At 55.1% G+C, this 24,997-nt stretch carries 24 protein-coding genes; 5 read left to right on the top strand and 19 right to left on the bottom strand.

Going from position 1 to position 24,997, the window contains the following annotated elements; all coding sequences use genetic code 11:
- Nucleotides 1–2 precede the first annotated feature (2 nt).
- From era to rpoE, 9 genes are all read right to left on the bottom strand, one after another.
- On the bottom strand, nt 3–902 hold the full coding sequence (gene era, locus H616_RS0106205; protein WP_027966587.1) for a GTPase Era: 900 nt from the start codon (nt 900–902) through the stop codon (nt 3–5).
- Nucleotides 899–1,588 (bottom strand): ribonuclease III, encoded by a 690-nt coding sequence (rnc, locus tag H616_RS0106200; RefSeq protein WP_027966586.1) that lies wholly within the window; start codon nt 1,586–1,588, stop codon nt 899–901. The genes era and rnc overlap by 4 nt, the downstream gene beginning before the upstream one ends.
- Nucleotides 1,589–1,655: 67 nt before the next feature.
- On the bottom strand, nt 1,656–2,429 hold the full coding sequence (lepB, locus tag H616_RS0106195; protein ID WP_027966585.1) for a signal peptidase I: 774 nt from the start codon (nt 2,427–2,429) through the stop codon (nt 1,656–1,658).
- A 25-nt stretch (nt 2,430–2,454) separates the two neighbouring features.
- On the bottom strand, nt 2,455–4,272 hold the full coding sequence (gene lepA, locus H616_RS0106190) for a translation elongation factor 4 (RefSeq protein ID WP_027966584.1): 1,818 nt from the start codon (nt 4,270–4,272) through the stop codon (nt 2,455–2,457).
- 274 nt (nt 4,273–4,546) lie between these two features.
- On the bottom strand, nt 4,547–5,977 hold the full coding sequence (locus tag H616_RS0106185; protein WP_027966583.1) for a DegQ family serine endoprotease: 1,431 nt from the start codon (nt 5,975–5,977) through the stop codon (nt 4,547–4,549).
- Between the two features lie 41 nt (nt 5,978–6,018).
- Entirely contained in the window at nt 6,019–6,522 is a 504-nt protein-coding gene (locus H616_RS14345; RefSeq protein ID WP_051234045.1) for a SoxR reducing system RseC family protein, read from the bottom strand.
- 33 nt (nt 6,523–6,555) lie between these two features.
- Complete coding sequence (locus H616_RS14340) at nt 6,556–7,497, bottom strand: MucB/RseB C-terminal domain-containing protein (RefSeq protein WP_169516157.1); 942 nt, start codon at nt 7,495–7,497, stop codon at nt 6,556–6,558.
- A gap of 77 nt (nt 7,498–7,574) precedes the next feature.
- The gene (locus H616_RS14335) at nt 7,575–8,309 is read right to left on the bottom strand and encodes a sigma-E factor negative regulatory protein (protein WP_051234043.1); all 735 of its coding nucleotides are present in this window, start codon (nt 8,307–8,309) and stop codon (nt 7,575–7,577) included.
- 211 nt (nt 8,310–8,520) lie between these two features.
- Entirely contained in the window at nt 8,521–9,111 is a 591-nt protein-coding gene (gene rpoE / locus H616_RS0106165) for an RNA polymerase sigma factor RpoE (RefSeq protein WP_027966582.1), read from the bottom strand.
- 329 nt (nt 9,112–9,440) lie between these two features.
- Here rpoE and H616_RS0106160 point away from each other — a divergent pair, with 329 nt between their 5' ends.
- Nucleotides 9,441–10,520 carry a 3-deoxy-7-phosphoheptulonate synthase gene (locus H616_RS0106160; protein WP_027966581.1) on the top strand — a complete coding sequence of 360 codons (1,080 nt, stop codon included), beginning with the start codon at nt 9,441–9,443 and terminating at the stop codon, nt 10,518–10,520.
- Between the two features lie 116 nt (nt 10,521–10,636).
- Here the strand turns inward: H616_RS0106160 and dinG are convergent, their stop codons facing one another.
- A complete protein-coding gene (gene dinG / locus H616_RS0106155; RefSeq protein ID WP_027966580.1) occupies nt 10,637–12,793 on the bottom strand; it encodes an ATP-dependent DNA helicase DinG in 2,157 nt (718 codons plus the stop codon).
- Nucleotides 12,794–12,855: 62 nt separating this feature from the next.
- Entirely contained in the window at nt 12,856–14,136 is a 1,281-nt protein-coding gene (gene rhlB, locus H616_RS0106150) for an ATP-dependent RNA helicase RhlB (RefSeq protein ID WP_027966579.1), read from the bottom strand.
- 189 nt (nt 14,137–14,325) lie between these two features.
- On the opposite strand from rhlB, the gene H616_RS0106145 reads away from it, so the two are divergent.
- Together H616_RS0106145 and xthA are read left to right on the top strand one after the other, a co-directional pair.
- Entirely contained in the window at nt 14,326–14,586 is a 261-nt protein-coding gene (locus tag H616_RS0106145; RefSeq protein WP_027966578.1) for a hypothetical protein, read from the top strand.
- Between the two features lie 2 nt (nt 14,587–14,588).
- Entirely contained in the window at nt 14,589–15,422 is an 834-nt protein-coding gene (gene xthA / locus H616_RS0106140; protein WP_027966577.1) for an exodeoxyribonuclease III, read from the top strand.
- A gap of 20 nt (nt 15,423–15,442) precedes the next feature.
- On the opposite strand, the gene H616_RS14330 is transcribed toward xthA, so the two are convergent.
- The 6 genes from H616_RS14330 to H616_RS14320 are packed head-to-tail and all read right to left on the bottom strand — an operon-like array spanning nt 15,443 to nt 20,505.
- Nucleotides 15,443–16,567, bottom strand: a complete 1,125-nt coding sequence (locus tag H616_RS14330) for a hypothetical protein (RefSeq protein WP_035572816.1) — start codon at nt 16,565–16,567, stop codon at nt 15,443–15,445.
- A gap of 17 nt (nt 16,568–16,584) precedes the next feature.
- Entirely contained in the window at nt 16,585–17,346 is a 762-nt protein-coding gene (locus H616_RS0106130) for an energy transducer TonB (protein ID WP_338035744.1), read from the bottom strand.
- Nucleotides 17,346–17,753: an ExbD/TolR family protein gene (locus tag H616_RS0106125; RefSeq protein WP_027966575.1), complete on the bottom strand. Its 408-nt coding sequence runs from the start codon at nt 17,751–17,753 to the stop codon at nt 17,346–17,348. The genes H616_RS0106130 and H616_RS0106125 overlap by 1 nt, the downstream gene beginning before the upstream one ends.
- Nucleotides 17,746–18,282, bottom strand: coding sequence for a MotA/TolQ/ExbB proton channel family protein (locus tag H616_RS0106120; RefSeq protein ID WP_027966574.1), 537 nt, complete (start codon nt 18,280–18,282; stop codon nt 17,746–17,748). The genes H616_RS0106125 and H616_RS0106120 overlap by 8 nt, the downstream gene beginning before the upstream one ends.
- The gene (locus H616_RS14325) at nt 18,263–19,678 is read right to left on the bottom strand and encodes a MotA/TolQ/ExbB proton channel family protein (protein ID WP_035572704.1); all 1,416 of its coding nucleotides are present in this window, start codon (nt 19,676–19,678) and stop codon (nt 18,263–18,265) included. The genes H616_RS0106120 and H616_RS14325 overlap by 20 nt, the downstream gene beginning before the upstream one ends.
- Nucleotides 19,675–20,505 (bottom strand): DUF3450 domain-containing protein, encoded by an 831-nt coding sequence (locus H616_RS14320; protein WP_240470539.1) that lies wholly within the window; start codon nt 20,503–20,505, stop codon nt 19,675–19,677. The genes H616_RS14325 and H616_RS14320 overlap by 4 nt, the downstream gene beginning before the upstream one ends.
- A 159-nt stretch (nt 20,506–20,664) precedes the next feature.
- Here H616_RS14320 and H616_RS14315 point away from each other — a divergent pair, with 159 nt between their 5' ends.
- Nucleotides 20,665–21,081 carry a hypothetical protein gene (locus H616_RS14315; protein ID WP_051234041.1) on the top strand — a complete coding sequence of 139 codons (417 nt, stop codon included), beginning with the start codon at nt 20,665–20,667 and terminating at the stop codon, nt 21,079–21,081.
- Nucleotides 21,082–21,195: 114 nt separating this feature from the next.
- On the opposite strand, the gene H616_RS0106100 is transcribed toward H616_RS14315, so the two are convergent.
- On the bottom strand, nt 21,196–22,122 hold the full coding sequence (locus H616_RS0106100) for an electron transfer flavoprotein subunit alpha/FixB family protein (RefSeq protein ID WP_027966573.1): 927 nt from the start codon (nt 22,120–22,122) through the stop codon (nt 21,196–21,198).
- Nucleotides 22,119–22,871: an electron transfer flavoprotein subunit beta/FixA family protein gene (locus tag H616_RS0106095; RefSeq protein ID WP_027966572.1), complete on the bottom strand. Its 753-nt coding sequence runs from the start codon at nt 22,869–22,871 to the stop codon at nt 22,119–22,121. The genes H616_RS0106100 and H616_RS0106095 overlap by 4 nt, the downstream gene beginning before the upstream one ends.
- Before the next feature lie 420 nt (nt 22,872–23,291).
- On the opposite strand from H616_RS0106095, the gene H616_RS0106090 reads away from it, so the two are divergent.
- Nucleotides 23,292–24,965 (top strand): electron transfer flavoprotein-ubiquinone oxidoreductase, encoded by a 1,674-nt coding sequence (locus tag H616_RS0106090; protein ID WP_027966571.1) that lies wholly within the window; start codon nt 23,292–23,294, stop codon nt 24,963–24,965.
- Nucleotides 24,966–24,997 lie beyond the last annotated feature (32 nt).

The raw sequence follows: 24,997 nt of genomic DNA, 5'->3' as shown, positions 1-24,997 counted from the left end.
TATCAGTTGGTGATATAACCCAGGCTTTTTAGTGCGCGGTCATCATCAGACCAGCCTCGCTTAACCTTGACCCATAAACTGAGCATAACTTTGGCTTCGAAGGCTTTTTCCATATCCAGCCGCGCTTCGCGGCCAATCATTTTGATGCGCTCGCCCTTCTCACCGATCAGGATTTTTTTCTGCCCTTGTCGCTCCACCAAAATCAGTGCGCCAATGTGTATCACGCGCCCCGCATCACGAAACTCTTCAATTTCAACGGTCATCTGGTAGGGCAACTCATCACCGAGCTGACGCATGACTTTTTCGCGTACCAGCTCAGAGGCCAGAAACCGCTGGCTACGGTCAGTCACCTGGTCATCTGGAAAATGGTGCATGCCTTCTGGCAAGTGCTTGCCCACTTCTGCCTCAAGCTGGTCAAGGTTGGTGCCATGTTGCGCAGCAATCGGCACGATGGCGGCAAAGTCACGCCGCGTCGCTAGCTCAGCAAGCCAGGGCAGTAACGTGGTTTTATCTTCAACTCGGTCGACCTTGTTAACAGCCAACACCACCGGCGCATCAACACTACTCAAACGATCCAGCACAATCTGGTCTTCTTCTGTCCAGCGGGTGCGGTCAACAATAAATATCACGCAATCTACATCGCGCAATGCCTGGGTTGCTGCTTGGTTCATAAAGCGGTTTATGGCCTTGTTGCGGTCACTTCCCAGCTTATGAATCCCTGGCGTATCTACGTAGATAAACTGAGCATCATCCTGCGTTTTAATGCCCATTACCTGATGGCGAGTCGTTTGTGGACGACGCGAGGTAATCGAAATTTTCTGGCCGAGGATCCTGTTCATCAGGGTCGACTTGCCAACATTCGGGCGGCCTACAATGGCCACAAATCCACAGGTCTGAGTCATATGCGTACCCCGGAAGATTCAAGACTGGCCAACGCGTATTCGGCGGCTTGCTGCTCGGCATGACGCCGACTTGTGCCCACGCCTTTCGGCGATTTATCTAGCAGCGCAACCTGACACACGACCGTAAAGGTCTGGTCATGCGCTTCCCCTTCAACAGACACCACCTCATAGTGTGGCAGCGCCTCCTGACGGGACTGAAGAAACTCTTGCAAGCGCGTTTTAGGGTCTTTCTGAGTATCTTTCAGGCTGGTAGCTTCAAGGCGCCCAGCAAACCAGTCCAACACCCTGGCTCGGGCTGTTTCCATACCGGCATCTAGGTAAATCGCCCCAATAACCGCCTCCACGGTATCGGCCAGAATCGAGTCACGACGATGCCCGCCGCTCTTCATCTCACCAGAGCCCAAACGCAAGCATTCACCCGCCTGCATTTCTCGGGCTAACTCAGCCAATGTCTGGCCCTTGACCAAGCGTGCCCGCAAACGCGACAACTCGCCTTCCCTGGCCTGGGGGAATTGCTGAAACAGTGCCTCAGCAATCACAAAATTGACAATTGAGTCGCCAAGAAACTCAAGCCGCTCGTTATTCATACCACCATAGCTGCGGTGGGTTACGGCAAGCTCCAGCAGCTCTGGCGACGAAAACTCATGACCAATGCGACGGCAAAAGAGGGTTAACGGGTTACTCACAGGACAGCCACCTCTTGGCCGGTGTTACGTTGTTGCAAAAATGTGTGATACGGGCCTACTGCTAAGCTCATTGAATCCCCCGAACACTACTGAAACTGGGTAGCCCGCCGTCCCAGTGCATCCATACTGCGAACGCTTTACCGACAATGTTTTCTTCCGGCACAAAACCCCAGAAGCGGCTGTCACTGGAGTGGTCGCGGTTATCACCCATGGTGAAGTACTTGCCTTCAGGCACTTCAATTTCACGCACTTGCGGGCCTGGCGCCTTAGGATCGTTGTAAATCAGGTGAGTAGACTCGCCCAGCAGCTCCTCAAACTTCAGTTCGCCTGGCGCATCTTCCCCAGCCTCTCCTAGCGCGCGTTTCGAAACGGGCTCACCGTTTACATAAAGCTGCTTATCTTCGTAACGAATGAGGTCACCCGGCAGGCCTACAACCCGCTTAATGTAATTGACTGATGGGTCTCCCGGAAAACGAAACACCATCACATCACCGCGCTCAGGGTCGTTGACTTCCAGCACCCGTGTATTAACCACGGGTAAACGCAGGCCATAGGCAAACTTGTTAACTAAAACGAAATCACCCACCTTCAGCGTGGGTCGCATGGACCCCGACGGAATCTGGAATGGCTCCACAATGAAGCTCCTGACGACCAAAACAATCAGCAGCACCGGAAAAAACGAGCGCGCATAATCAACCGGCCACGGCTCACGCGCCCCCTCTGAGCTCCCTGTTTCTTCAACCCGTCGCGCCTTACGCGCTGGCCGCCACCACAGCATATCCAACAGAGTGATCACGCCTGTTACTGCAACGGCAATCACCAGCAGCAGTGCAAAATCCAGACTCATGCGTCTTCCTTAGTCGTTCTTAATCGTTGGACTTGAGCACAGCAAGGAAGGCATCTTGGGGAATTTCCACCCGCCCGACCTGCTTCATGCGTTTTTTGCCCGCTTTTTGCTTTTCAAGCAGCTTTTTCTTACGGCTAACATCACCGCCATAACACTTTGCTGTCACGTTCTTACGCAGCGCTTTAACGGTAGAGCGAGCCACCACCTGCCCACCAATAGCGGCCTGAATAGCCACATCAAACATCTGGCGGGGTATCAGCTCCTGCATTTTCTCAACGAGAATCCGACCACGGCTATGGGCATGGTCGCGGTGAATAATGATCGCCAGTGCATCAACACGATCACCGTTGATCAGCACGTCTAGGCGCACCAGCTTGGCGGTTTCAAAACGCTCAAAGCTGTAATCCAACGACGCGTAGCCCCGCGAAATGGACTTGAGCCGGTCAAAAAAGTCCATTACGACTTCAGACATCGGCAGCTCATACGTCAACTGAATCTGGCTACCCAGAAACAGCATGTCCAGCTGAGTGCCACGACGCTGTTCACACTCCGCGATAACGTTACCGACAAATTCCTGAGGCACCAGAATACTGGCCCGAGCGACAGGCTCGCGCATTTCTTCCACGTTGGCCATATCAGGCAGTTTTGAAGGATTCGAGACATAAAGCGTCTCGCCGTTCTTCATCAGCAGCTCGTACACCACCGTTGGCGCAGTAGAAAGCAAGTCCAGGTCATACTCGCGCTCAAGGCGCTCCTGGATGATTTCCATGTGCAACGTGCCAAGAAAACCAACACGAAAGCCAAAGCCCAGCGCATCAGAGTTTTCCGGCTCATACTCCAACGAGGCGTCATTGAGCGCCAGCTTTTCCAGTGCGTCGCGAAAGTCTTCATAGTCATCCGCGCTGATCGGAAACATCCCCGCATACACTTGCGGCTTAACTTTTTGAAAACCTGGCAGCCGCTTGATCTCTGATGTTTTCGTATGGGTGATAGTGTCACCCACCGGCGCGCCATGAATGTCTTTGATGCCAGCGACAATGTAGCCAACTTCACCCGCCCGAAGCCTGCCAGTTTCCTGACGCAGCGGCGTAAACACACCCACGGTATTAGCCTGCCAGTCTTTGCCGGTCGACAGAATGCGGATTTTCTCGCCCTTGTTCAGGGTGCCGTCGAAAATACGCACCAGCGACACGACGCCCAGATAATTATCAAACCATGAGTCGATAATCAGTGCTTGAAGCGGCGCGTCAACATCACCTTTTGGCGGGGGAATATCACGCACCAAGCGCTCCAGCAGTGCATCGATGCCTAGGCCAGTCTTGGCCGATACCTGACAGGCGTCGGTCGCATCAATACCGATAATTTCCTCAACCTCATGGGCCACCTTGTCAGGATCAGCCTGAGGTAAGTCCATCTTGTTGAGTACCGGCAGCACCTCAAGACCCTGCTCTAATGCGGTGTAGCAGTTAGCCACCGACTGCGCTTCAACCCCTTGCCCGGCATCTACCACCAACAACGCACCTTCACAGGCATACAACGAGCGCGACACCTCATAGGAGAAGTCTACGTGGCCCGGCGTATCAATGAAGTTCAACTGATAAACCTGACCATCAGCCGCGGTGTAATCCAGCGTGACCGATTGCGCTTTAATAGTGATGCCGCGCTCACGCTCCAAATCCATGGAGTCCAGCACCTGCTCTTTGAGCTCGCGTTCAGTGAGCCCTCCACAGGTCTGAATCAAACGATCAGCCAGCGTAGACTTGCCGTGATCGATATGAGCGATGATGGAAAAATTACGTATTCCATTGATTGTCTTGCGATCGTCTTTATCTGACATGCATTGAAACCCGTTCCATGTACGCAGCCATGGTCAAGTTGAGCAAAACACCTTGCACAGGCGCCGGCTGCGTGAAAGTTGCGCGTGAGAGCTGCGCGCATTGTAGCGCGGCAAAGCCGCAATGTCGCCAGATCTTGATCTATCAACACACTGGCCGTTATCTGCCTAGCCCCATCCTTCAAGAGAAAAAAGAACAAGAGACCTTTATCAACATAAAAAAACCCGGCGGACACGTCCGCCGGGTGACTATTGACTCAGTTACCAAAAACGACTCTCAGTTGTCATCCAACCGCAGCGGAACATAGTAAGAGCGGCCTTCACGATACAACCGAACAGGCACTGACTGACCCTCTGGCAACTCGTTGATCAGCTCAACCAGCTGTTCGGGGTCTTCAATCGGTTGCATGGCAATGTTCACCAGCACATCGCCGCGGCGAATACCTGCTCGAGCGGCAGCGCCATCACGAGCTACATCAGTAACACGCACGCCACTATCGATCTTCAACTGTTTGAGCACCCGCTCATCCAACGCCTGCACCTGAATACCCAGGCGTGCAGGTGTGCTGTCGTCAGCGCTGCCATGATTACCAGCACTCGCGTCGATACCCGGCCAGTTGCCTAAGGTAATCGTCAGATGCTCATTCTCACCATCACGCAACACCAGCAGCTCGACGTCCTCATCAGGATCAATGGCACCAATCAGACGCGGTAAGGTTTCAGAACTATCAATCCGCTTGCCGTTGGCTTCAAGGATGATATCTCCTGCTTTCAGCCCATCACGTGCGGCGGGGCCTTCTGGGTCCATATCAGAGACCAACGCACCTTCTGGCTCTTCCATCCCGAACGATTCGGCCAGGTCACGAGAAACCGGCTGAATCATTACGCCCAACCAGCCACGACTCACTGAGCCATCATCACGCAGCTGATCGGCCACATCCATTGCCACATTGATAGGAATGGAGAACGACAATCCCATGAAGCCGCCACTGCGGGTGAAGATCTGTGAGTTGATACCCACGACTTCACCATCAAGGTTGAACAGTGGTCCACCAGAGTTGCCTGGGTTAATAGCTACGTCTGTCTGAATAAAGGGCACGTAGGCATCCTGCGGCAAGGTGCGGTTCATGGCACTGACAATACCGGCAGTTACCGAGTGGTCAAAGCCAAACGGTGAGCCAATAGCTGCCACCCACTCACCCACTTCCAGGTCATCAGAGTTGCCCAGAGTCAGTGCTGGCAAATCATTTGCATCGACCTTAAGCACAGCAATATCTGTTTTGATATCTACGCCAACAACTTCCGCCTCAAGCTCACGACGGTCACTAAAGCGCACCAGGATCTCATCAGCATCATTTACCACATGAGCATTGGTCATGATGTAGCCAGCTTCATCAATAATGAAACCCGACCCCAGTGACTCACGCTCTTCGCTATAACCGCGCCCACCACCTTCGGGAAACGGGAAGCGGTCACCAAAGAATTCACGGAAAATATCGGGCATTTCCGGGCCGCCAAAATTACGACCGGGGAACGATGACCCGCGCCGCTCAACTGTCTGAGAGGTAGAGATATTGACCACCCCTGGCGCAGCCTCTTTGACTAACCCAGTAAAGTCAGGTAAATCACGAGCCAGCGCAGGCTGGCTGGCAAGCGCTGCGATCAGCAGCAGCATCCATAAAGAAGACAACCGCATATTGAATTTCATGAAACTCTCCTATGAGTTGCATCAAGTTGAGACAGTACGTTTTATACCTTGGTCACATCGAAAGGTTCAGCAACCTGTGTGGTATTTTCAGCACATCGCACAACCTCCAGCAGCTGAGGTAGGTAGCGCGACGTCGGCGTGAGGTGATGAGTACGCAACCATACCCCTCCAGCACCCAGCCCCACCATAAATCCAAGACCCGCCCAAATATCACTACCACTCCCCAACTGCCCTATTACAGCGCCCACCAACGCCAGTAAAAGCGGCACACCATAGGCCAGCAGGCTGGCGCGAGCGATATCCGTTGCTTTCAGCCCAAGACGCACTTGATCGCCCCGCTGAAGATTCAACGACGTATTCATGGAAAACCGCAAAGGAGGTTTACGAGAGAGACGCGAGAGCTGAGCGCTGCCACAACCATGGCGAGCACTACAGCTACCACAGGCAGCCTGGCGCTGAACTTCAACCCAAACGCCTCCGTCATAACAACCAACGACACGCCCCAGCTCTTCAACCAGGCCATCACTTATCGGACGATTATTCATTGAGTGATCTGCTACGCCATGGGGGTTAGCGACTTACGAGGCAGGCTGAGAGGCGGGTGATGAACGAGACAAGGAAGCTTCCATGCTGCTAACAACACGTCGCAGCACATAGGGCGGCAGTTCCCCCATCGCCATAATCTGATAGAACTGCTCACCAATTCGAGGCTGCACTACCGCCGCCTGTGATGCGCCCAATCGATGAATACCCGGCTTGAGGCTTGGCTGCCCCTGCAAAGGCTCAACAAACAGGCTCAGCGTTGCCAGGCCGTCACTATAAAGGTGATGAACACGGCCTTGACGCGATGCATCTTGCTTAACCGACTGACGGATAAACCCCGGCGGGAGCCAATCAGGCTGCCACGGCCCCTCAAGCTTGCTAACCGTTGATTCAACCGCAATGGTTCCGGCATAACGCTGGCCTACATCAAGCTCTACCAGTTGAAATGTTTCCAGCACACCACGCTCGCCCAACAATTCTTGCTTCAGCGGCAACGCGGTTTCAACATCGATCCATTGACGGCGAGCATGGCGAAAGTTATCGCGCGGCTCAACATCAACCCGAACGGCTGGACGCCCAGCGATGCGCTGGTTATCAAACAGTCTGAACCGGTAGTAATCATCGAGATGATCCACGATCGCATCGGGGGTAGCTGCAAAAAGGCCGTGTTCATTTTTAAGCAGCATAGCCGTAACGCCGCGACGCTCATGAGTTAACGGACTATCATCAAGCATGACTAACTCATCACGCTCTGTTCCGTCGTCTACCTCATGGGTTAACGCCAAGGTTCTCACGCCGCCTGATCCCGCGCGTACTGCCCTAGCTTGAAAATTGACACAATGCTGCGCCAGCAAGCTACGTCTCATCCACTCAACACCGGACACAGGGGTGTCCAGCGTTTCTAGCGCTGAGCAGTCAAGCGACAGCGTATCAAGCTGAACACTCTCTTCACTCGCTTGCTGAGCCAGAACCATCATCGGTGTCGCCGCAAACGCCAGCACCAAAGGCAACGTACTCAGCCATGCTATACGCGGACATTTAGCCAAAATATACATTAGCGTTGGCTCGACATCCCACTTCCAGACACCTGACCTTCAGACACGCGAAATAGAGGCATCCAACTATCACCCGCACCTGGCGCAGCGCCTTCAGAATGACGGTTCAGATAAGACTGCAACAACAAGGCCTGCTGCTGATCGATGGCGCGTGATTGCTGCTCTTGTGAAGGACTCAGCATCATGGGCGTTGAACCACCGGCACCCACCGTCATTACCCCGCTGTTGCTACGCATACCGGGAGCAGTCTGGAACATCGGCAAATCAACCAGCGATGGTGCCGCCACAGGAGCTCTAATCGCAGGTGCATTATTTGCAGCCGCAAGATCTGCACCTGAGCCATCAAGTACCGAGTTACCGTTGTAAAACTGCACACCACTGATCACCATTAGCGAAACAGCAGCAGCAATACCGGCGCCTCGTGCCAGTGGCACGCCACCGCGTTTTATCCGCTTCGCTGACGCATCGCTCTGTAGCGATGCTGACTGAGACGCCTCATGCCCGCTAGCAGGAACCGGCTCGGCCTCCAGCTTAGCCATGATATCGGCAGACAGGTCGACACTGGTATCAATGTGCGCATCACGACGCATAATGCTACGCGCCAGATGGTAACGCCGCCAGCTATCGGCTTCTTCCGGCGCTGTTTTCAGTGTTGCCAGAACACGACGCAACTCAAGATCGTCGCCTTCATCGTCCATCAGCGCGGATAGTGACTGCCTTGCGTTAAGATTCATTTCTCCCCCTTACCCTCACAGCCAGAGCGCTTACGCTCTGCATCAATTGTCAGCACATTGACCGACCAATTTCAGGAACATTGATCCTGATGCTGCCTTTTACTGCTACTGCTTATTGCTTAACTGCTTGCTGCCTATGAGACGCCAGTTTGTCCAGACAGTTCAGCGAACCGTGAAAAAAGATGTCAATCTGACGGTAATCGACGACACCCTATTGATTCCGCGCAGTCGTGATAAGCGGTTGGATATGCTGATCCACCGCTTCTCGAGCACGAAAAATTCTTGAACGAACCGTACCGACCGGGCACTCCATGATGTTGGCGATATCCTCATAGGACAACCCATCCATCTCGCGCAGCGTAATCGCTGTGCGCAAATCATCCGGCAATGCCTCGATGGCTTCAAAGACTGCCGACTCAAGCTGGTCTCGCGCTATCGCCGCCTCAGGCGTCTCAATATCCGCAAGACGGCCACTGTGGTCCAAGACCTCGGCATCGGACATGTCAAGATCAGTTCCTGGTGGCCGACGACTGCGAGACACCAAGTAATTTTTCGCGGTATTGATAGCGATGCGATACATCCAAGTATAGAACGCACTCTCCGCACGAAAGCTACCTAGCGCGCGATACGCCTTGATAAAGGCTTCTTGCGCAACATCCTGAACTTCCGAGTGGTCATGCACATAGCGCCCTATCAATCCAATGATTTTGTGCTGATACTTTTTCACAAGCAGGTCAAACGCGCGCGTATCACCATTTCGCGCACGCTCGACAAGCTGCTGATCGGTTTCCCGATTTCCCATTAAACATCCCCCTTGGTGGGGGCACTAAGCGGTCCCTTGAGCACAAAACACTCACTAACTGGTATTGCTTGCATAGATGTTAACCTGAAGCCTGATGGTTACATGGCAACCTGTGGAGGCTTACGCCGCTCCCGATAAAGCGCATCGGCGAAAGGATCAAGTGTTGCTGTTTTCACAGAGTCTATCAAGCACTTGAGCCAGTTAAGCTCGCGGCCTTAATGACCCGAAAGCCGTTATAAAGTTCCATTGAGCATTGAAATTCATGAACATCAGGGTAATAGTAGAATATTATTGAGAGACATCCGCGCCACCATGTAACAGGTAGAAAAATGTCCGAGCAAAAGATCTACAACCTGAACGTTCTTGCTGAGGACGTTTTGATCACTCCGTCTGAACTCAAGAAAGCCGTTCCACTAACTGAGACAGCCCAGCGCACCGTGGTTGAAGGGCGCGAAACCATCGAGCGGATTCTCGATGGCAGCGACCCCCGCTTACTGATGGTGGTTGGCCCTTGCTCCATCCATGACATTGACGCCGCACTGGACTACGCTCGCCGACTTCGCAAGCTGGCCGATGAAGTAAAAGACAGCCTGTACATCGTAATGCGCGTTTATTTCGAAAAGCCACGCACTACCGTTGGCTGGAAAGGACTCATCAACGACCCACACCTTAACGGCTCATTTGAGATCGAAGAAGGCCTGCATCTCGCTCGCCGCCTGCTGGTCGACCTGGCCGAGCTCGGACTACCACTGGCCACTGAAGCCCTGGACCCAATCTCGCCACAATACATGCAAGACTGCATTAGCTGGTCAGCCATCGGAGCACGCACTACCGAGTCTCAGACTCACCGCGAAATGGCGTCTGGCCTGTCATGCCCGGTCGGTTTCAAAAATGGCACCGACGGCAGCCTTGATGTCGCTGTTAATGCGTTACAGTCAGTTTCCCATCCGCATAACTTCCTGGGCATCGACAAAAACGGCCAGGTTGCCATCATCCGCACTCGGGGCAATTCCTATGGCCACGTGGTACTGCGCGGCGGTAACGGCAAGCCCAACTATGATAGCGTCAGCGTAGCACTCGCCGAACAAGAGCTTAACGCCGCTGGCATCAAGCCTAATATCATGATTGATTGCTCGCACGCTAACTCCAACAAAGATGCTGGCTTACAGCCACTGGTGCTGGAAAACGTTACCAACCAGATTTTGGATGGCAACCGCTCCATTACCGGGCTGATGGTTGAGTCCAATATCGGCTGGGGTAACCAGAAAATGACTGAAAACCCTAAAGACCTGACCTACGGTGTCTCAATTACCGATGCCTGTATCGACTGGGATACCACCGTTAGCTCGCTCAAGACCATGAACGACAAGCTTGCCTCAGCGCTTGCGAAACGAATCAGCGCGGACTGACCTGTCACCTAAACGGTAAATTTCCGCTGACACATATCGCCCGCCTATCACTTAAGATGGCGGGCTTTTTTTAACGCAATTCTTGTTTAACACAATTCAGCTGATATACCCGCCTCTCACGGCCTGCCGACGTTGTGTATCACACCTTCAATTTCGCGAGTAAAAGGCGGCAACGCGTCAAGCAGCGCGGTGCCATAGCGACGCGTGAGCACGCGTCGATCAAGCAACGTAATGCGTCCACGGTCAGTCTCCTTACGGATCAGCCGACCACAAGCCTGCACCAGCTTGATCGATGCATCTGGCACACTGATACGCATAAAGGAGTTGCCGCCCTGGCTTTCAATCCACTCAGCCAGCGTTGCTCCTACCGGGTCATCTGGCACGGCAAATGGCAGGCGGGTGATAACTACGTGGGTCAGGTATTTACCAGGCAGGTCGATACCCTCAGCAAAACTCGCCAACCCAAACAGAATACTGCCCTTGCCTTCATCAACCTGAGCGCGATGCCGTTCAACTAACTCACGCTTGGGGAAACGGTCCTGGGCCAGCACACGTTCACGCACCGATTGTGACAGCTCACGCTCTACACCGCGCAGCTGGGCCCGAGAAGAAAACAGGATGAGTACTGCTTCGCTATCATCCAGCGCCTCAACAAAATCAACAATCGCCCGCTCGTGGCTATCACGATCAGCAGGGTCTGTCGCTTCCCGAGGCACACTAAGCACAGCCTGAGAATAATCAAACGGGCTAGGTAACACCTGGTAGCGATACCGGTTTGCTAGACCCGCGCGCTCCTGCAACCGCTCAAACCGCCCCAGCGCAGTTAAGGTTGCGGATGTCAGCACGGCACCGAAACAGCACCCCCACAGTGACTTCGCCAAGGTGTGGGCAGCAGACACCGGGCTGGCAGAAAAAACCAACTCTGGCTCTCCCTGAAAGCGCTTCAGAGTCAACCAGCGCGCCCTGGGTGGCTCGCCAGTGGCGTCCTGCTCAGCAAACGCCAACCACAGGCCATGGGCTTCCTGCGCCCGCCCTTGCAGCAGCGCAATTAATGGCAGCCAAGGCTCCGCCTGCTCACGCGGCAATCCCGTCGACTTATCCGGGTCCAGGCTTTCGCGCAAAATGTCCGCCATAGACTCCAAACTGCGCGATAACTCAGCAAACACACTCACCAGCCCACTGGCCATTTCACGCAGCGCATCTGGTGCACAACCCATTTCGAAGCGGTGCTGAAAACGCTCTTCGTTGTCGCCAAGGCCCTCGGAATGGCCAGCAAGCTGATGCCCCAGCGCAAACACGTCACCCAGGCGCGGTTCCAGTGCATCAATAGCCTGGGGGAGCCCCGCCAATAGGCGCGCCAGCGTTGCCTGTTGGCCCAGTTGCTGATTCAGCTCGCTGAGTGATTTTTTAAGCGTACGCAACCAGCGCAAACCACCCCCTACCGCAAAGCGATAGGTAAAGTGATTGATCGCCTTATCAGGCAGATGATGGCCTTCGTCGAAGATATAGATGCAATCAGCTGGCTCAGGCAGCACTTTTCCACCACCCAGCGCTAAGTCTGCCAATACCAGATCGTGATTAGCCACAATGATGTCGGCAGACTCCATATCGCGCCGCGCACGAAAAAAAGCGCAAGCTGCAAAGTGGCCGCAGCGCCGATTGGTGCATTGGCGGTGATCGACGGTCAAGCGTCGCCAGTCTGGGTCTTCTATCGCTTCAGGCCAGCTATCACGATCTCCAAGCCACTGCCCGCTGCCATATGCCTCACCTAACGACTCTGCCAACAGCTGAAACCCATCACCGCTGACCACAGGCGCAGCCGTCTCAAACATCGACAACGTAGGATTATCCTCACCACCTTCCATGGCCTGATCAAGCTTAGCCACACAAACATAGCGCCCACGCCCCTTGGCCAGTGCATAATTAAACGACAAGCCACTGTGCGCTTTGAGCGCAGGCAGGTCTTGATGCAATACCTGTTCTTGCAGAGCAACCGTCGCGGTAGACAGCACCAAGCGCTTACCCCGCGCCTTCGCCACTGGCAACGCCGCCAGCAGATAAGCCAGCGTTTTTCCCGTTCCGGTACCGGCTTCCAACACACAAACGTGCTCATTGCTTAGGCGTTTGCCGTCGTCGTCGGCCTGAATGCCTGCCAAGGTGCGAGCAATTTCAGCAATCATCAAGCGTTGCCCATAGCGCGGCGTCAGGCGCAGGGCGTCCAACATCTGACGATAAGCGCCTTGGATCTCGTCCTTCAGGTCCGCATCTAACATCTTCGCCTGCCCGTCCTGACATTACGCCATAAGCTGGACGCGCCAGCGCTGACTGAAACTACCTACAAAAGCCCTTCCGGCGGATGCTCGCAAGGCAGCTTGCCATTAACGTAGCGCTCAATCTCAGGTAGCGAGAAGGCATCCTCTTCGCCAACGAAGCTGATCGACACACCCTTAGCACCAGCACGGCCAGTACGACCGATGCGGTGAACGTAATCCTCCGGGTCTTCAGGCAAGGTGTAGTTGATGACATGGCTGACATCTTCGATATGGATGCCACGTCCCGCGACATCTGTCGCGACCAGCACCTGCACCTCACCTTCACGAAACTGCTCTAGTGTGCGAACGCGCTGGTTCTGAGGCACATCCCCCGACAACATGGCAACATTAATGCCGGCTTTACGCAGCACGTCATCAAGTTTACGCACCAAGTCACGGCGGTTACCAAATACCATTACCCGCTCAAAACTCTCTTGCTGTAGCAAGTTGACCAGCAAACGCTGCTTATCAGCATCGCTGACCATATAGACACGTTGGTCAATATTAGCCGCGTTATCAACCGTAACAGGAATTTCCACGTGGGCCGGATCTTGGGTCCACTGGCTGGCCAGATTGAGGATATCTTCAGTGAACGTTGCTGAAAAAAGAAACGTCTGACGCTCTTCCTTTTTAGGCGTGTGACGAATAATGCGTTTAACATCAGGAATAAAGCCCATCGAGAGCATACGGTCGCCCTCATCAAGCACCAGCACTTCAACCTGACGCAGGTCAACATCACGTTTTTCGTGAAAATCCAGCAGGCGACCTGGTGTAGCCACCAGAATATCAATATTTTTCGCCAACCCATCACGTTGTTTCTGGTAATCCATTCCACCTACAACACTGGCCACGTTCAACGAAGTGAAACGCGCCAGCGCTTTGGCGTCTTTCTCAATCTGCAATGCCAACTCGCGTGTTGGTGCAATGATCAAGGCTCGCGGTGCCCCTGGCTTCTGTCCATCCGGCGCGGGTTCCTCAAGAAAATACGCCAGAATAGAAATCAGAAACGCCGCCGTTTTGCCCGTACCGGTCTGAGCTTTACCGACCACATCGCCACCCAGCAACGTATGGCTCAACGCTTCGGCTTGAATCGGCGTCGCATAGTCGAAGCCCTGCGCGTGAATAGCTCGCATCAGCGGCAGCGGCAGATCGAAATCGTGAAAACGCCACTTGCCTGCTACCGCGGGCACCTTGAACTGGCGCAAATCCCAGCTCGACGGGCGGCGGCGCGGCTTGCGACGACGGCGCTTGGGTTTGTGTTCCTGGGCCGGGGCCGGGGCTGTGGTCTGATCCGACTCGCTCATAGGCTGTGCTGTCTCGTCCATATGCATGAATATTCGTCGTAATGATAGCGCCATAACCAAAGGGCTGACGCTTGGTGCAAAGTCGTATTGTACCAGTCTCAAGCGATGAGAGCGCGTCCATCGCAAGCGGTGCTGTCTCCTCGACCCACGAGGCTGTTAGAATGCCCGCCATACAACGAGGAGCGCGTCATGACACGCAAGAAAAAAACCCGTTCACTGGCCGATAAAGTGACCATTCGCACCGGGCGTCGCAAAGACTACAAAAAGTGGCGCCACGAAAATCCTGACCAAACAGCTTCATCGCCGCGCTTCACCGCCAAAAAGCGCCAGCAACGTAAGCTCCAGGCTGCCCGAAAAATGGCACGACAAGAGCAAGGGCAGGAGATCGCCATTCATAAAGAAGGTATCTCTGAGCCGCCCTTCGAGACTCAGGATAAAAAGGACCACTAACCATGCGCCTGGTGTCATTTAACATCAACGGTATTCGTGCTCGCCAGCACCAGCTGGAAGCGTTGGTCGCGACGCACCGCCCGCTAGTAATCGGCCTTCAAGAAACCAAGGTGCAGGACAGCGAGTTTCCGATTGACGCCGTGGAGTCACTAGGCTATCGCGTGTATTTCCATGGCCAGAAAGGCCATTACGGCGTAGCCATCATGTGCTGCAACGAGCAATGCCCAGACGGGCCAGTAGAGGTCATGCGTGGTTTCCCTGATGACGAAGAAGATGCTCAGCGCCGCTGGATTGGCGTACGCCTACGCGATAGCGATGGCGAGTTATTAACAGTATGGAACGGTTATTTTCCTCAAGGTGAAAACCTCGCTCACGAGTGGAAATTTCCCTACAAGCGCCGCTTTTACGCTCAGTTAGCCTCGCTACTGGAACGTCACCATCGCCCCGACGAGCGGCTCGCGATCATGGGTGACTTCAACATTTCGCCCGAAGATATTGATATCGGCATTGGCGAGGTAAACCGCAAACGCTGGCTGCGCGATGGAAAAACCAGCTTTCAACCCGTAGAGCGCGAGTGGCTCGAAGGCATTAAGGCCTGGGGGCTCAGCGATAGCTATCGCTTGCTTTATCCGACGCGTGATGACCTATATAGCTGGTTCGACTACCGCTCAAAAGGTTTCGACCGTGAGCCCAAACGCGGCCTGCGTATCGACCATATTCTGGTCAGCAAACCCCTTTACGAGCGAGTCAGCGACGCAGGAGTTGATTACGCACTGCGCGGCATGAAAAAACCCTCTGACCATGCCCCAGTATGGGCAGAACTCAGCTCGGCTTAAGACAGCACGGCGCTATCACGTTACGACTCGCCACTCACCATAAGGTTTCCTGGGGGCAGGTTCGCCAGCCAATCATCCGCGCCATTGGCCCCCAGCGTGCGTGCACGCTCTAATGCGTGGCGCGCCTGATCCCAGCGCCCCCAGCCATGCGCCAGCTGACCCAGCCGCAGCCAGTCATCAGCCTGCTGGCTTTCTTCAGCCAATGCTTGCCATGCCGCCAACGCTTGGTCTCGGTCGCGCGCAGCCAACCACGACTCAGCCAATAAACGCTGCCGTGCAAGATTGCTTGGTAATTCTCCACTCGCCTGAGCCTGTTCCAACAGCTCAGCAGCCCTGGCAGGTGTTCCAGCCGCCAAATGCAAACGAATTCGCTGCTCCAGATCACTGCTGCCCGCCAACATACCAAGCTGCCAGCCTGCTTCCCAGATTGCTGCGGCTCGCTCGGTATCGCCCAGCTGTTGGGCCAAACCAGCAGCTCGCCGCCATTCAGCGGCATTACCTCCCGCTGTGCTCAGCCGAGTCGAAATAAGCTCAAGCGCACCATCTTGGTCTCCTGCACGTTGCAATACTGAGGCAGCAAAGGCGCCTTGTGCCTCACTCGGCTCCGGCCCTTTTTTCAGCGCCAATTCAACTTGCTGCGCGGCGGCTTCCCACTGAGCGTTATCCGCCAGCAGTCTTGCCATCAGCCAGCGCTCAGCAGTGCTGTCTGTATGGCGAGAAAGCCAGTCACTCAACAACTCGCGCGCTTGCTGACTATCGCCGAGCCGGTGCCGTAATTGGATTTCTTGCCGTTGCCAATGGTCAACCTGCGCTGAGTCCATACGACGAACACCACGAATACCCCGCGCTTCAGCCAATCGCTCTGCCGCACCGGACGCATCACCAGCCCGCACCAACGCATTAGCAGACAGCTGCAAATATAGCGCGCGAGCCCAGCGATCAGAGGTGTTTCCACCGGCCAGCCGCCGCGCCTGACTATGCGCATGTTCTGCCACACCGTGATAATCACTCTGCCCAGACTGACTTTGCTCAAGCTGACCCTGGGTCGCTTTGAGGTCACGAATGATATCTGCTGACAGCGTCGGTGCAGCAAATGCTGACCCTAGCGGCAGCAGCATGCCAGCGACCAGACACCAAACCCTCATGTTTCGCCGGTAAATCATCATCGCAGTTGAAACTCCAGTTTTTGCCGTGCACGACGCAAACCTTGCGCAGGCTCAAAATGCCAATTGGCAATAGCGTCACGCGCTGCCCGCTCGAACACTTGGCGTGGGCGCGATTCAAGCACTCTGATACTACTGCTATCGACACTCCCATCGGGACGAATCAAAAACTGTAAGACCACATAGCCTTCCTGCCCTCGGCGTTGAGCCCGGGAAGGATATTGCGGTGGTACACGCCGCGTTGGTCGAGCCGAACTTCCCACGTCGACCGGTGCCTGTGATGCTGCTGGCGCAGGTGTTGGAGCCGGCTTAGGTGTCGGTGTTGATACTGGCGCTGGCTGAGGTGTTGGTGTCGGCGCTGGCTGAGGGGCCGGTGTCGGCGCAGGCGCTGGTTTCGGTTTTGGTTTTGGTTTTGGTTTTGGCTCAGGCGGCGTTTCTACCAACTCAGGCAAGGGCGCATCCAGCTCAACAACGGGATCTTCCATTTCAGGCAGTTCTGGTTCTGGCAAAGTAATGGTGCTATCCGCAACAGGCGCGGGTGCTGGCGGGACAACCTGGGGAGGCGGCGGCGGTAAAGCCGTCGAAGGCGCTGACGTATCAGCAGGCTGAACCTGCGTCGGCACATCAGACACTTCGGCTAAGCTCAGCGTCATCTCATCCAGCGGCTCGGGGGCCTCAGGGGGCACCACTAACCAAGCCAGCAGCACAAACAACAGCAATGCCAGCCCAGAGCCACCCATCAAACCAAACGAGTAACGCATCAGCCACGACTCCGCTGTGCAGCCACAGCAACCTGCGCTACGCCGGCTTCGCGCAGACGATCCATCACTTCAATCAATATCCCTGTCGTCGCATTACGGTCGGCTTGAATGACTGCAGAGCCATCATCACTAACCATTGCTGCAACCATCGCACCGACACGATGCATATCAACCGGCTCACCGTCGACCCATACTGCCCCTTCCGGTGTAATGGCTACCAACACCTGAACATCAGCACGCGGCGTGGCCGCGCTAGATTCAGGACGCTCAATTTCCACCCCGCTTTCCTTGATAAAGCTGGTCGTGACAATAAAAAAAATCAGCATGATGAAAACGACATCCAGCATTGGCGTTAAGTTAACTTCGCTGGATTCCTCGGCCGCTGATGCCAATCGGCGTCTACGCATGGTGTTCCTCCGCGGCGCGGGCAAGGCGATCATGCAGCCGCTGCCCCTCACGCCGAATGATATGCTCCAGGCGGGAAATAAACAGCAGCCCCACCACTGATACTGCCATACCGCTCAACGTTGGCAGCGTGGCCCGCGCCACACCATCTGCCATAGCTCGCGCCTGATTCACTTCGCTGACTGACAGGCTGTCGAAAACGCTGATCATTCCCGTCACTGTACCCAGCAGACCCAGCAGCGGGCAGATCACCACCAACAGCCTGAGCCACGGTAAGGGGCCACGCAGGCCGGCAACCAGATCATTCGCCCATACCTCTCGTAACGTCAGTGCGCTCCAACTGACGCGCTCATCACGAGCCACCCAACGCGCGATTAAGGCACGACGTGCTGGACGGTAGTGGAAGCGGAAAAACCACCAGCGCTCAAGCCCTATGCTGAACAGCAACATAGCGACACCTGCGATAGCGACCAGGACGGGGCCGCCCGCTTCAATTAACCCAGCTAGCGGCTCAAACCAAACGGTCAGCATGAGAATCTGCCACCTTTACAGACGCGCCAGAGATGTGACGTTCGCTCTCAAGCCGATCAGCTAACACTGCGCTAGCGCGGCCTTCCATGCTACTGATCAGCGAACGACTACGACTAGACAGGGCGGTATGAGCAAACAGCAGCGGCACAGCGGTAATCAGGCCGAGCACCGTGGTAACCAACGCTTGGCTGATGCCACCAGCCATTAGTTGAGGGTCTCCCGTACCAAATACCGTAATTGACTGGAAGGTCACGATCATTCCGGTAACAGTGCCCAGCAACCCAAGCAAGGGGGCAATGGCAGCTAGCATTTTGGTCAACGCCTGGCCACGCTCAATTCGCGGCTGTTCAGCTAGCATGGCCTCATCGAGCCGCGCCTCCAGCGCCTCGGGAATATGATCGTGACCATTGGCATTGAAGCGTTTAAGTACTCGCCCTAGCGGGTTGTCATCGCGTAACTGGCCAAGGTCAGCCAACTGACGGCGCTGGGTCACGGTAATACGCAACAGATACAGGTATTGCAGCAGTGCCACCAATAGACCTAAAGCGCCAAGCGCCACCACTACATAACCCACGACGCCGCCCTGTTGGAAGCGTTGCCACAGCGTCGGCTGTTGAGCCATGGCTTGCAGTACTCGCCCATCTGCTGGATCAATCGGTAAAACATCACTCTCACCTCGCTGCAATGCAGCCAGCTGTTGAGCCACTGAGGACGGCGTATGCTCTGCTATCACCACGTGTCCATCACTGCCTGAACGCTCCAGCAGTTGGCCTTGGCTAGCGGCCAATAGTGCTCCCACCCGTAGCACAGGTTGTTCTTTGCGCACCCCATCAGCCCCAGCGACAGGGACATTAAGCACAACCACTTGTGCGGTTTCCTGGGTCATTGCCATCAGACTGTCAGCTAACCGCTCCAACTGCTGGATATCAAAAATATCGCTATCACTGAGGCGAGGAGGCAACTGTGCACGGCTCCCCAACGTCAACCAGCTGTCTGACAACTCATCCCGCAACTCACTACTGACACCGATAACGGTTGAGGAGACAGCATCGAGGTCACCGCCCTGCTCAGCACGCACCGTTTCAATTTCTCGCTTTCTTTCCTGCTGGAGCTGTTGCTGCGCTTCCAGCTGCTGACGCCGCTCGCGAGCAACAGCTAATGACTGCTGGGCTTCAGCCAGCGCCCCCTCTAATGCGTGCGCGTCCTCAGAAAGCTCAGCCAAACGTGCCAGGTCCCGCGCCTCTGCAGCCTGGCGTGTTTCGCGCAGGCTTTGCACCCCATCAACCGCTTGGGCTTGAGCTGAAGATTGAGCTGTGGTTTGCGCTTGAGCAGCCAGCATTGGCAAGCCACATAGCAGCATGGCCAATCCGCCAATCATGTTGCGTTGAGCACTCATGAGTCATGCTCCTTACTCAGCAGCCGCGGTTGCGACTGAGACAAAGGCAGTGCCAACAGCCCCGGTGCACGCTGCTCACGAACCATGCTCACCCCTTTACGTAATTCGGCAACGCCTTGGCTGTCGAGGGCCTCCCAATGGCCCGGCTCACTTTTCCACACACCGCCTGAGTTGCCGTCGGGTGTTAAGTAATACCACCCCACACGACCCACTCGCAGAAACTCGACATCACGGGCGGGCTGATCCTGCGTCTCGCTCAACTCTCCGCGCCAGCTATCCAGCTCCTGCCCATAGGCCAGTTCGCTACGCCAAGCTGACAGCACCCGCTCAAGTTTCTCCGCAGCGCTCAAACTGGCATCGCCCAACAGGACTTCCAGGCTGTCTGCTCGTGCTAAACGCTCTTTATGCAGAAACGGTATATCGGACTCAACCCACAGGCGAAACCGCTCAACCAGATTGCGTAATGTGCCCGGTAAGGCGTCACGCGTAAGCGCTAAGCCATCGAGTGCCGCAAGGCGCTGGTCTAAGCGCTGCGTTTCACGCTCAACCTGCGGTGCTAGCTCCGCGTTGTACGCACTCAGCCGACGCAACTCATGCTGAGCTTTACGTAACGCCTCGATATTGGCACGCACTTCATCATCGGCAGTATCAATGCGCCGCTGAAGCGCCGCTTGAGTGCGCTGCGCATCCAGCGCGTCACCCGTCACCGTTGCCTCAACGCTGGCAGCCAAGGCTTGGCTCATAACGACACTTGCCAGCAAACCCGTCAGCAGGCCTCCTAAGGGTGCCGGTCGCCAGCAACGTGACCATACGAATTTATCCTGCACATTGTTCTCCCAGCGGTGTACGAAACGATGAGCACGCTACTCTAAACAATAAGCATTATCAATACTAGTCGTTCATCTTCTGCCGAGATATCACACAGCATTGACAGGTTAACGCCGCCAAACAATAATAATAACAAATCTCATTTGATCGGTGACATTATGCCTACACACAGCCACCGGCAACTGCAATACACCTGCACGTTTCTGCACGTTTCCTTTCAGGCGATACAACGCTCCCTGGATACCTCTGCACAGCACAACCCCTCACAAACACCTGCTCATAACAGCGCTCCGTGCTGGCTCGATACTCAGCTAATTACCATGCTGCTGCGTGAAATCCGCCGGGCACGTAGCGATGCTGCGGACCTTCGCCATATCAGCGAAGCACTAGATAGTGCCATCCATCACACAGGACTGCTGCTCGCTCAATGCCCTGGCGCGCTTCACCGCCAGCTTTGCGAACACCACCTGCAGGCCATTATTGTGCCGCTGCAACAAGCGTCACAGATGTTGTCGCCCACCAACAGGCCACAACGCACAGGGCTGAGCTTGCTGAAACGTTGGCGCGGTGCTTAAACCAGGGCTTTTTGATGCTTTTTGAGTGACCACCACACAAAAAGGCCGACCTCATTGAGAGGTCGGCCTTTTTCTCGGCACGCTAAGGCGTTAGCAACAATAACCGCCCTTTATTTACAGCTTACCTTCCAGCTCCGGCACGGCCTCGAAGAGGTCAGCCACCAGGCCGTAATCCGCTACCTGAAAGATCGGTGCTTCCTCATCCTTGTTGATCGCGACAATCACCTTGGAGTCTTTCATGCCCGCCAGGTGCTGAATCGCGCCCGAAATACCTACCGCAATATACAGCTCAGGTGCAACGATTTTGCCAGTTTGACCAACCTGCATATCGTTAGGCACAAAGCCAGCATCTACTGCGGCACGTGAGGCACCAATAGCCGCGCCCAACTTGTCGGCAATACCGTCAAGTAGTGCAAAGTTCTCCGCGCTGCCCATGCCGCGCCCACCAGAGATCACCACCTTGGCGGCACCCAGCTCGGGACGATCACTCTCGGCCAGAGTTTCTTTGATGAAAGCCGACAGGCTGTTGTCGATGCTTTGCTCCACCGGCTCAACGGCGGCACTGCCACTTTCACCAACGGCATCAAAGCCGGTGGTGCGTACGGTGATGACCTTCAGTGCATCGCTGCTCTGAACCGTAGCAATGGCGTTACCCGCATAGATCGGGCGCTTGAAGGTATCCGGCGACTCAACGGCAATGATCTCAGAGATCTGCGCCACGTCTTTCAGGGCCGCAACACGCGGCAGCACGTTTTTGCCATTGGTAGAAGCAACTGCCAGCACGTGGCTGTAATCATCAGCCAATGACACCAGAAGGTCTCCCAGCGGCTCTGCCAGTTGATGGGCAAAAACAGCGCTGTCCGCGACGCGAACTTTGCTTACGCCATCAAGTTTGGCGGCAGCGTCGGCGACAGCAGCGACGTTTTCGCCAGCCACCAGCACGTCAATATCACCACCAATCGCTTGGGCTGCGGCTACAACATGGGCAGTGGCGCCGGCCAGCTCGCCATCCTGATGTTCGGCCAGAACCAGAATACTCATGAAATCACCTTGGCTTCGTTCTTGAGTTTGTCCACGAGCTCGTCCACAGAGCTCACCTTGACGCCACCCTGGCGCTCAGCCGGCGGTTCGACCTTAACCAGCGTTAGCGTGCTGGCGACGTCGACACCCAGCTCCTCGGGCGTTTTAACGTCCAGCGGCTTCTTCTTGGCCTTCATGATATCTGGCAACTTGGCGTAACGCGGCTCATTCAGACGCAGGTCGGCAGTAACAATTGCCGGAAGCGTCAGCTCAAGGGTCTGCAGGCCGCCGTCAATTTCACGGGTCACCAGAAGCTTGCCATCCTGGGCTTCGACCACAGAAGCAAAGGTACCTTGAGGGCGTCCGGTCAACGCGGCCAGCATCTGGCCCGTCTGATTGTTGTCGGTATCAATGGCCTGTTTGCCAAGAACCACCAGCTCAGGCTGCTCTTCCTCGACAATCTTGGCCAGCGCCTTGGCAGCGCCCAGCGACTCGACCCGCTCATCGGTCTGCACGTGAATGGCGCGGTCAGCGCCCAGTGCCAACGCTGTGCGCAGCTGCTCCTGGGCGGCTTTAGGGCCAACAGTCGCAACAACCACCTCACTGGCAATGCCCTTTTCCTTCAGCCGCACGGCTTCTTCTACGGCAATTTCGCAGAAGGGGTTCATCGCCATTTTGACGTTAGTGAGGTCGACGTCGGAATGATCCGGCTTAACACGGATTTTGACGTTGTAATCAATGACGCGTTTGACCGCGACGAGTACTTTCATGGTGCCCTCGCTTGGCTCAGTCTTGAGTGCTTGGATAATGACGACCAGAAACCCCCTGAACAGAAGCAATCCCTGATATCTGCCAAAGTCGTCCGAAACATTTGTGCCAGGGATTATGTTATTACCTGACCTTACCCACAGTGCAATATCGTTATCAATGTGCCACAAGCAGTACAGTGGCAACAATCCCTACAAGCCCGCCTTAACGCCCCAGGCCGTGCTGATCATGCATTAACCCATCGTAAGGGGTGACCCTTTAAGGCTATTATGCCTATCATGGGACCTATCTAGAAGCAAACGACCGTTTTAATATCTTCGACGTTAGTCATACCCCTGCTAGAGCAACACGCAATACGCGACAAGCAAACAGGTTCAAACAGCTGGGTTAAGGCAATCGTCGTTTCCGGAGGAGAACACCCAATGACCGAACAAGTAGAACGCGATGCCATGGATTTCGACGTCGTCATCGTCGGTGCTGGCCCATCTGGCTTGGCTGCTGCCTGCCGTTTGATGCAGCAAGCCAACGAAGCAGAACAAGAGCTGAGCGTTTGCGTGGTAGAAAAAGGCGCGGAAGTGGGCGCGCATATACTGTCTGGTGCGGTATTCGAACCACGGGCACTGAACGAGCTGTTTCCCGACTGGAAAGAACGCGGCGCACCGCTCAATACGCCAGCGACCCGCGATGAGCTATACCTTCTTAAGAGTGCTGAAAAAGCACAAAAGCTACCCAATCCTTTTGTGCCAAAAACAATGCATAACACCGGCGGCGACCAAACCCGCTACGTGCTCAGTGCCGGTAACCTTTGCCGCTGGCTTGGTGAGCAGGCCGAAGAGCTCGGTGTGGATGTTTTTCCAGGATTTGCTGCCCAACACATTATTCAGGATGACGACGGCATCGTTCGCGGCATCTTGATTGGAGACATGGGCGTTGCCACGGATGGCCACCACAAAGATAGCTATATGCCCGGCATGGAGTTACGCGCCAAATACACGCTATTCGCCGAAGGTGCACGTGGCCATCTGGGAAAACGGCTGATCAACGACTTTTCATTAAACGCAGGCAAAGACCCCCAGCACTACGGCATCGGACTGAAAGAGCTGTGGGATATTCCCGCCGACAAGCACGAGCCCGGCTTGATTCTGCATGGTTCTGGCTGGCCGTTAGACAGCAAGACGCACGGCGGCTGGTTTCTCTACCACGGTGAAAACAATCAGGTAATGGTCGGGCTGATCATGGATCTGTCCTACCAAAACCCTTGGCTGTCACCGTTCGATGAATTCCAGCGCATGAAGCACCACCCCGTGCTGGCCAAGCACTTAGAAGACGGAAAGCGTGTGGCTTACGGGGCTCGCGCCCTCACCAAAGGCGGCCTCAACTGTCTGCCAAAAATGACCTTCCCTGGCGGCCTTCTGATCGGCTGCGATGCTGGCACGTTGAACTTTGCCAAAATCAAAGGACTGCATACCGCCATGAAGTCCGGCATGGTTGCTGCCGAAGCCGTATTCGAAGCAATCAGCAAGGGCGACGAAGGTGGCCAGGAATTAGTCACGTTCACCGAAAAATGGGAGCAGAGCTGGGCCTATGCCGAGCTCAAGGAAAGCGCTAGCTTCGGACCAGCTATTCATAAGCATGGCACCGTCGTCGGCGGCGCTTATAACTTTATTGACCAGCTACTCGGTGGCGGAAAACTCCCCAATATTCATGACACCACACCAGACTACACCGCTCTTAAACCAGCGGCTGAGTTTGAGAAAATCAACTACCCCAAACCTGATGGTAAGCTGTCATTCGACAAGCTCTCTTCCGTGTATCTTTCTAATACGAATCACGAAGAGGATCAGCCATGCCACCTCAAACTTGGGGACCCGGCAATACCAATCCGCGATAACTTACCGAAATATGCCGAACCAGCCCAACGTTACTGCCCTGCAGGGGTATATGAAGTTATCGAAGGCGATGACGGCAAGCCACAATTCCAGATTAATTTTCAAAACTGTGTGCATTGTAAAACCTGCGACATCAAAGACCCGGCGCAGAATATTACCTGGGTTGCTCCTGAAGGTGGCGGCGGACCAACGTACCCGAATATGTAAAACGAACCAATTAGTGCTGTTTTGTCTCGGTC

The sequence above is a fragment of the Halomonas halocynthiae DSM 14573 genome, assembly GCF_000425725.1.
Taxonomy (GTDB): domain Bacteria; phylum Pseudomonadota; class Gammaproteobacteria; order Pseudomonadales; family Halomonadaceae; genus Halomonas; species Halomonas halocynthiae.
This window is presented reverse-complemented; position numbering and strand designations above follow the sequence as displayed.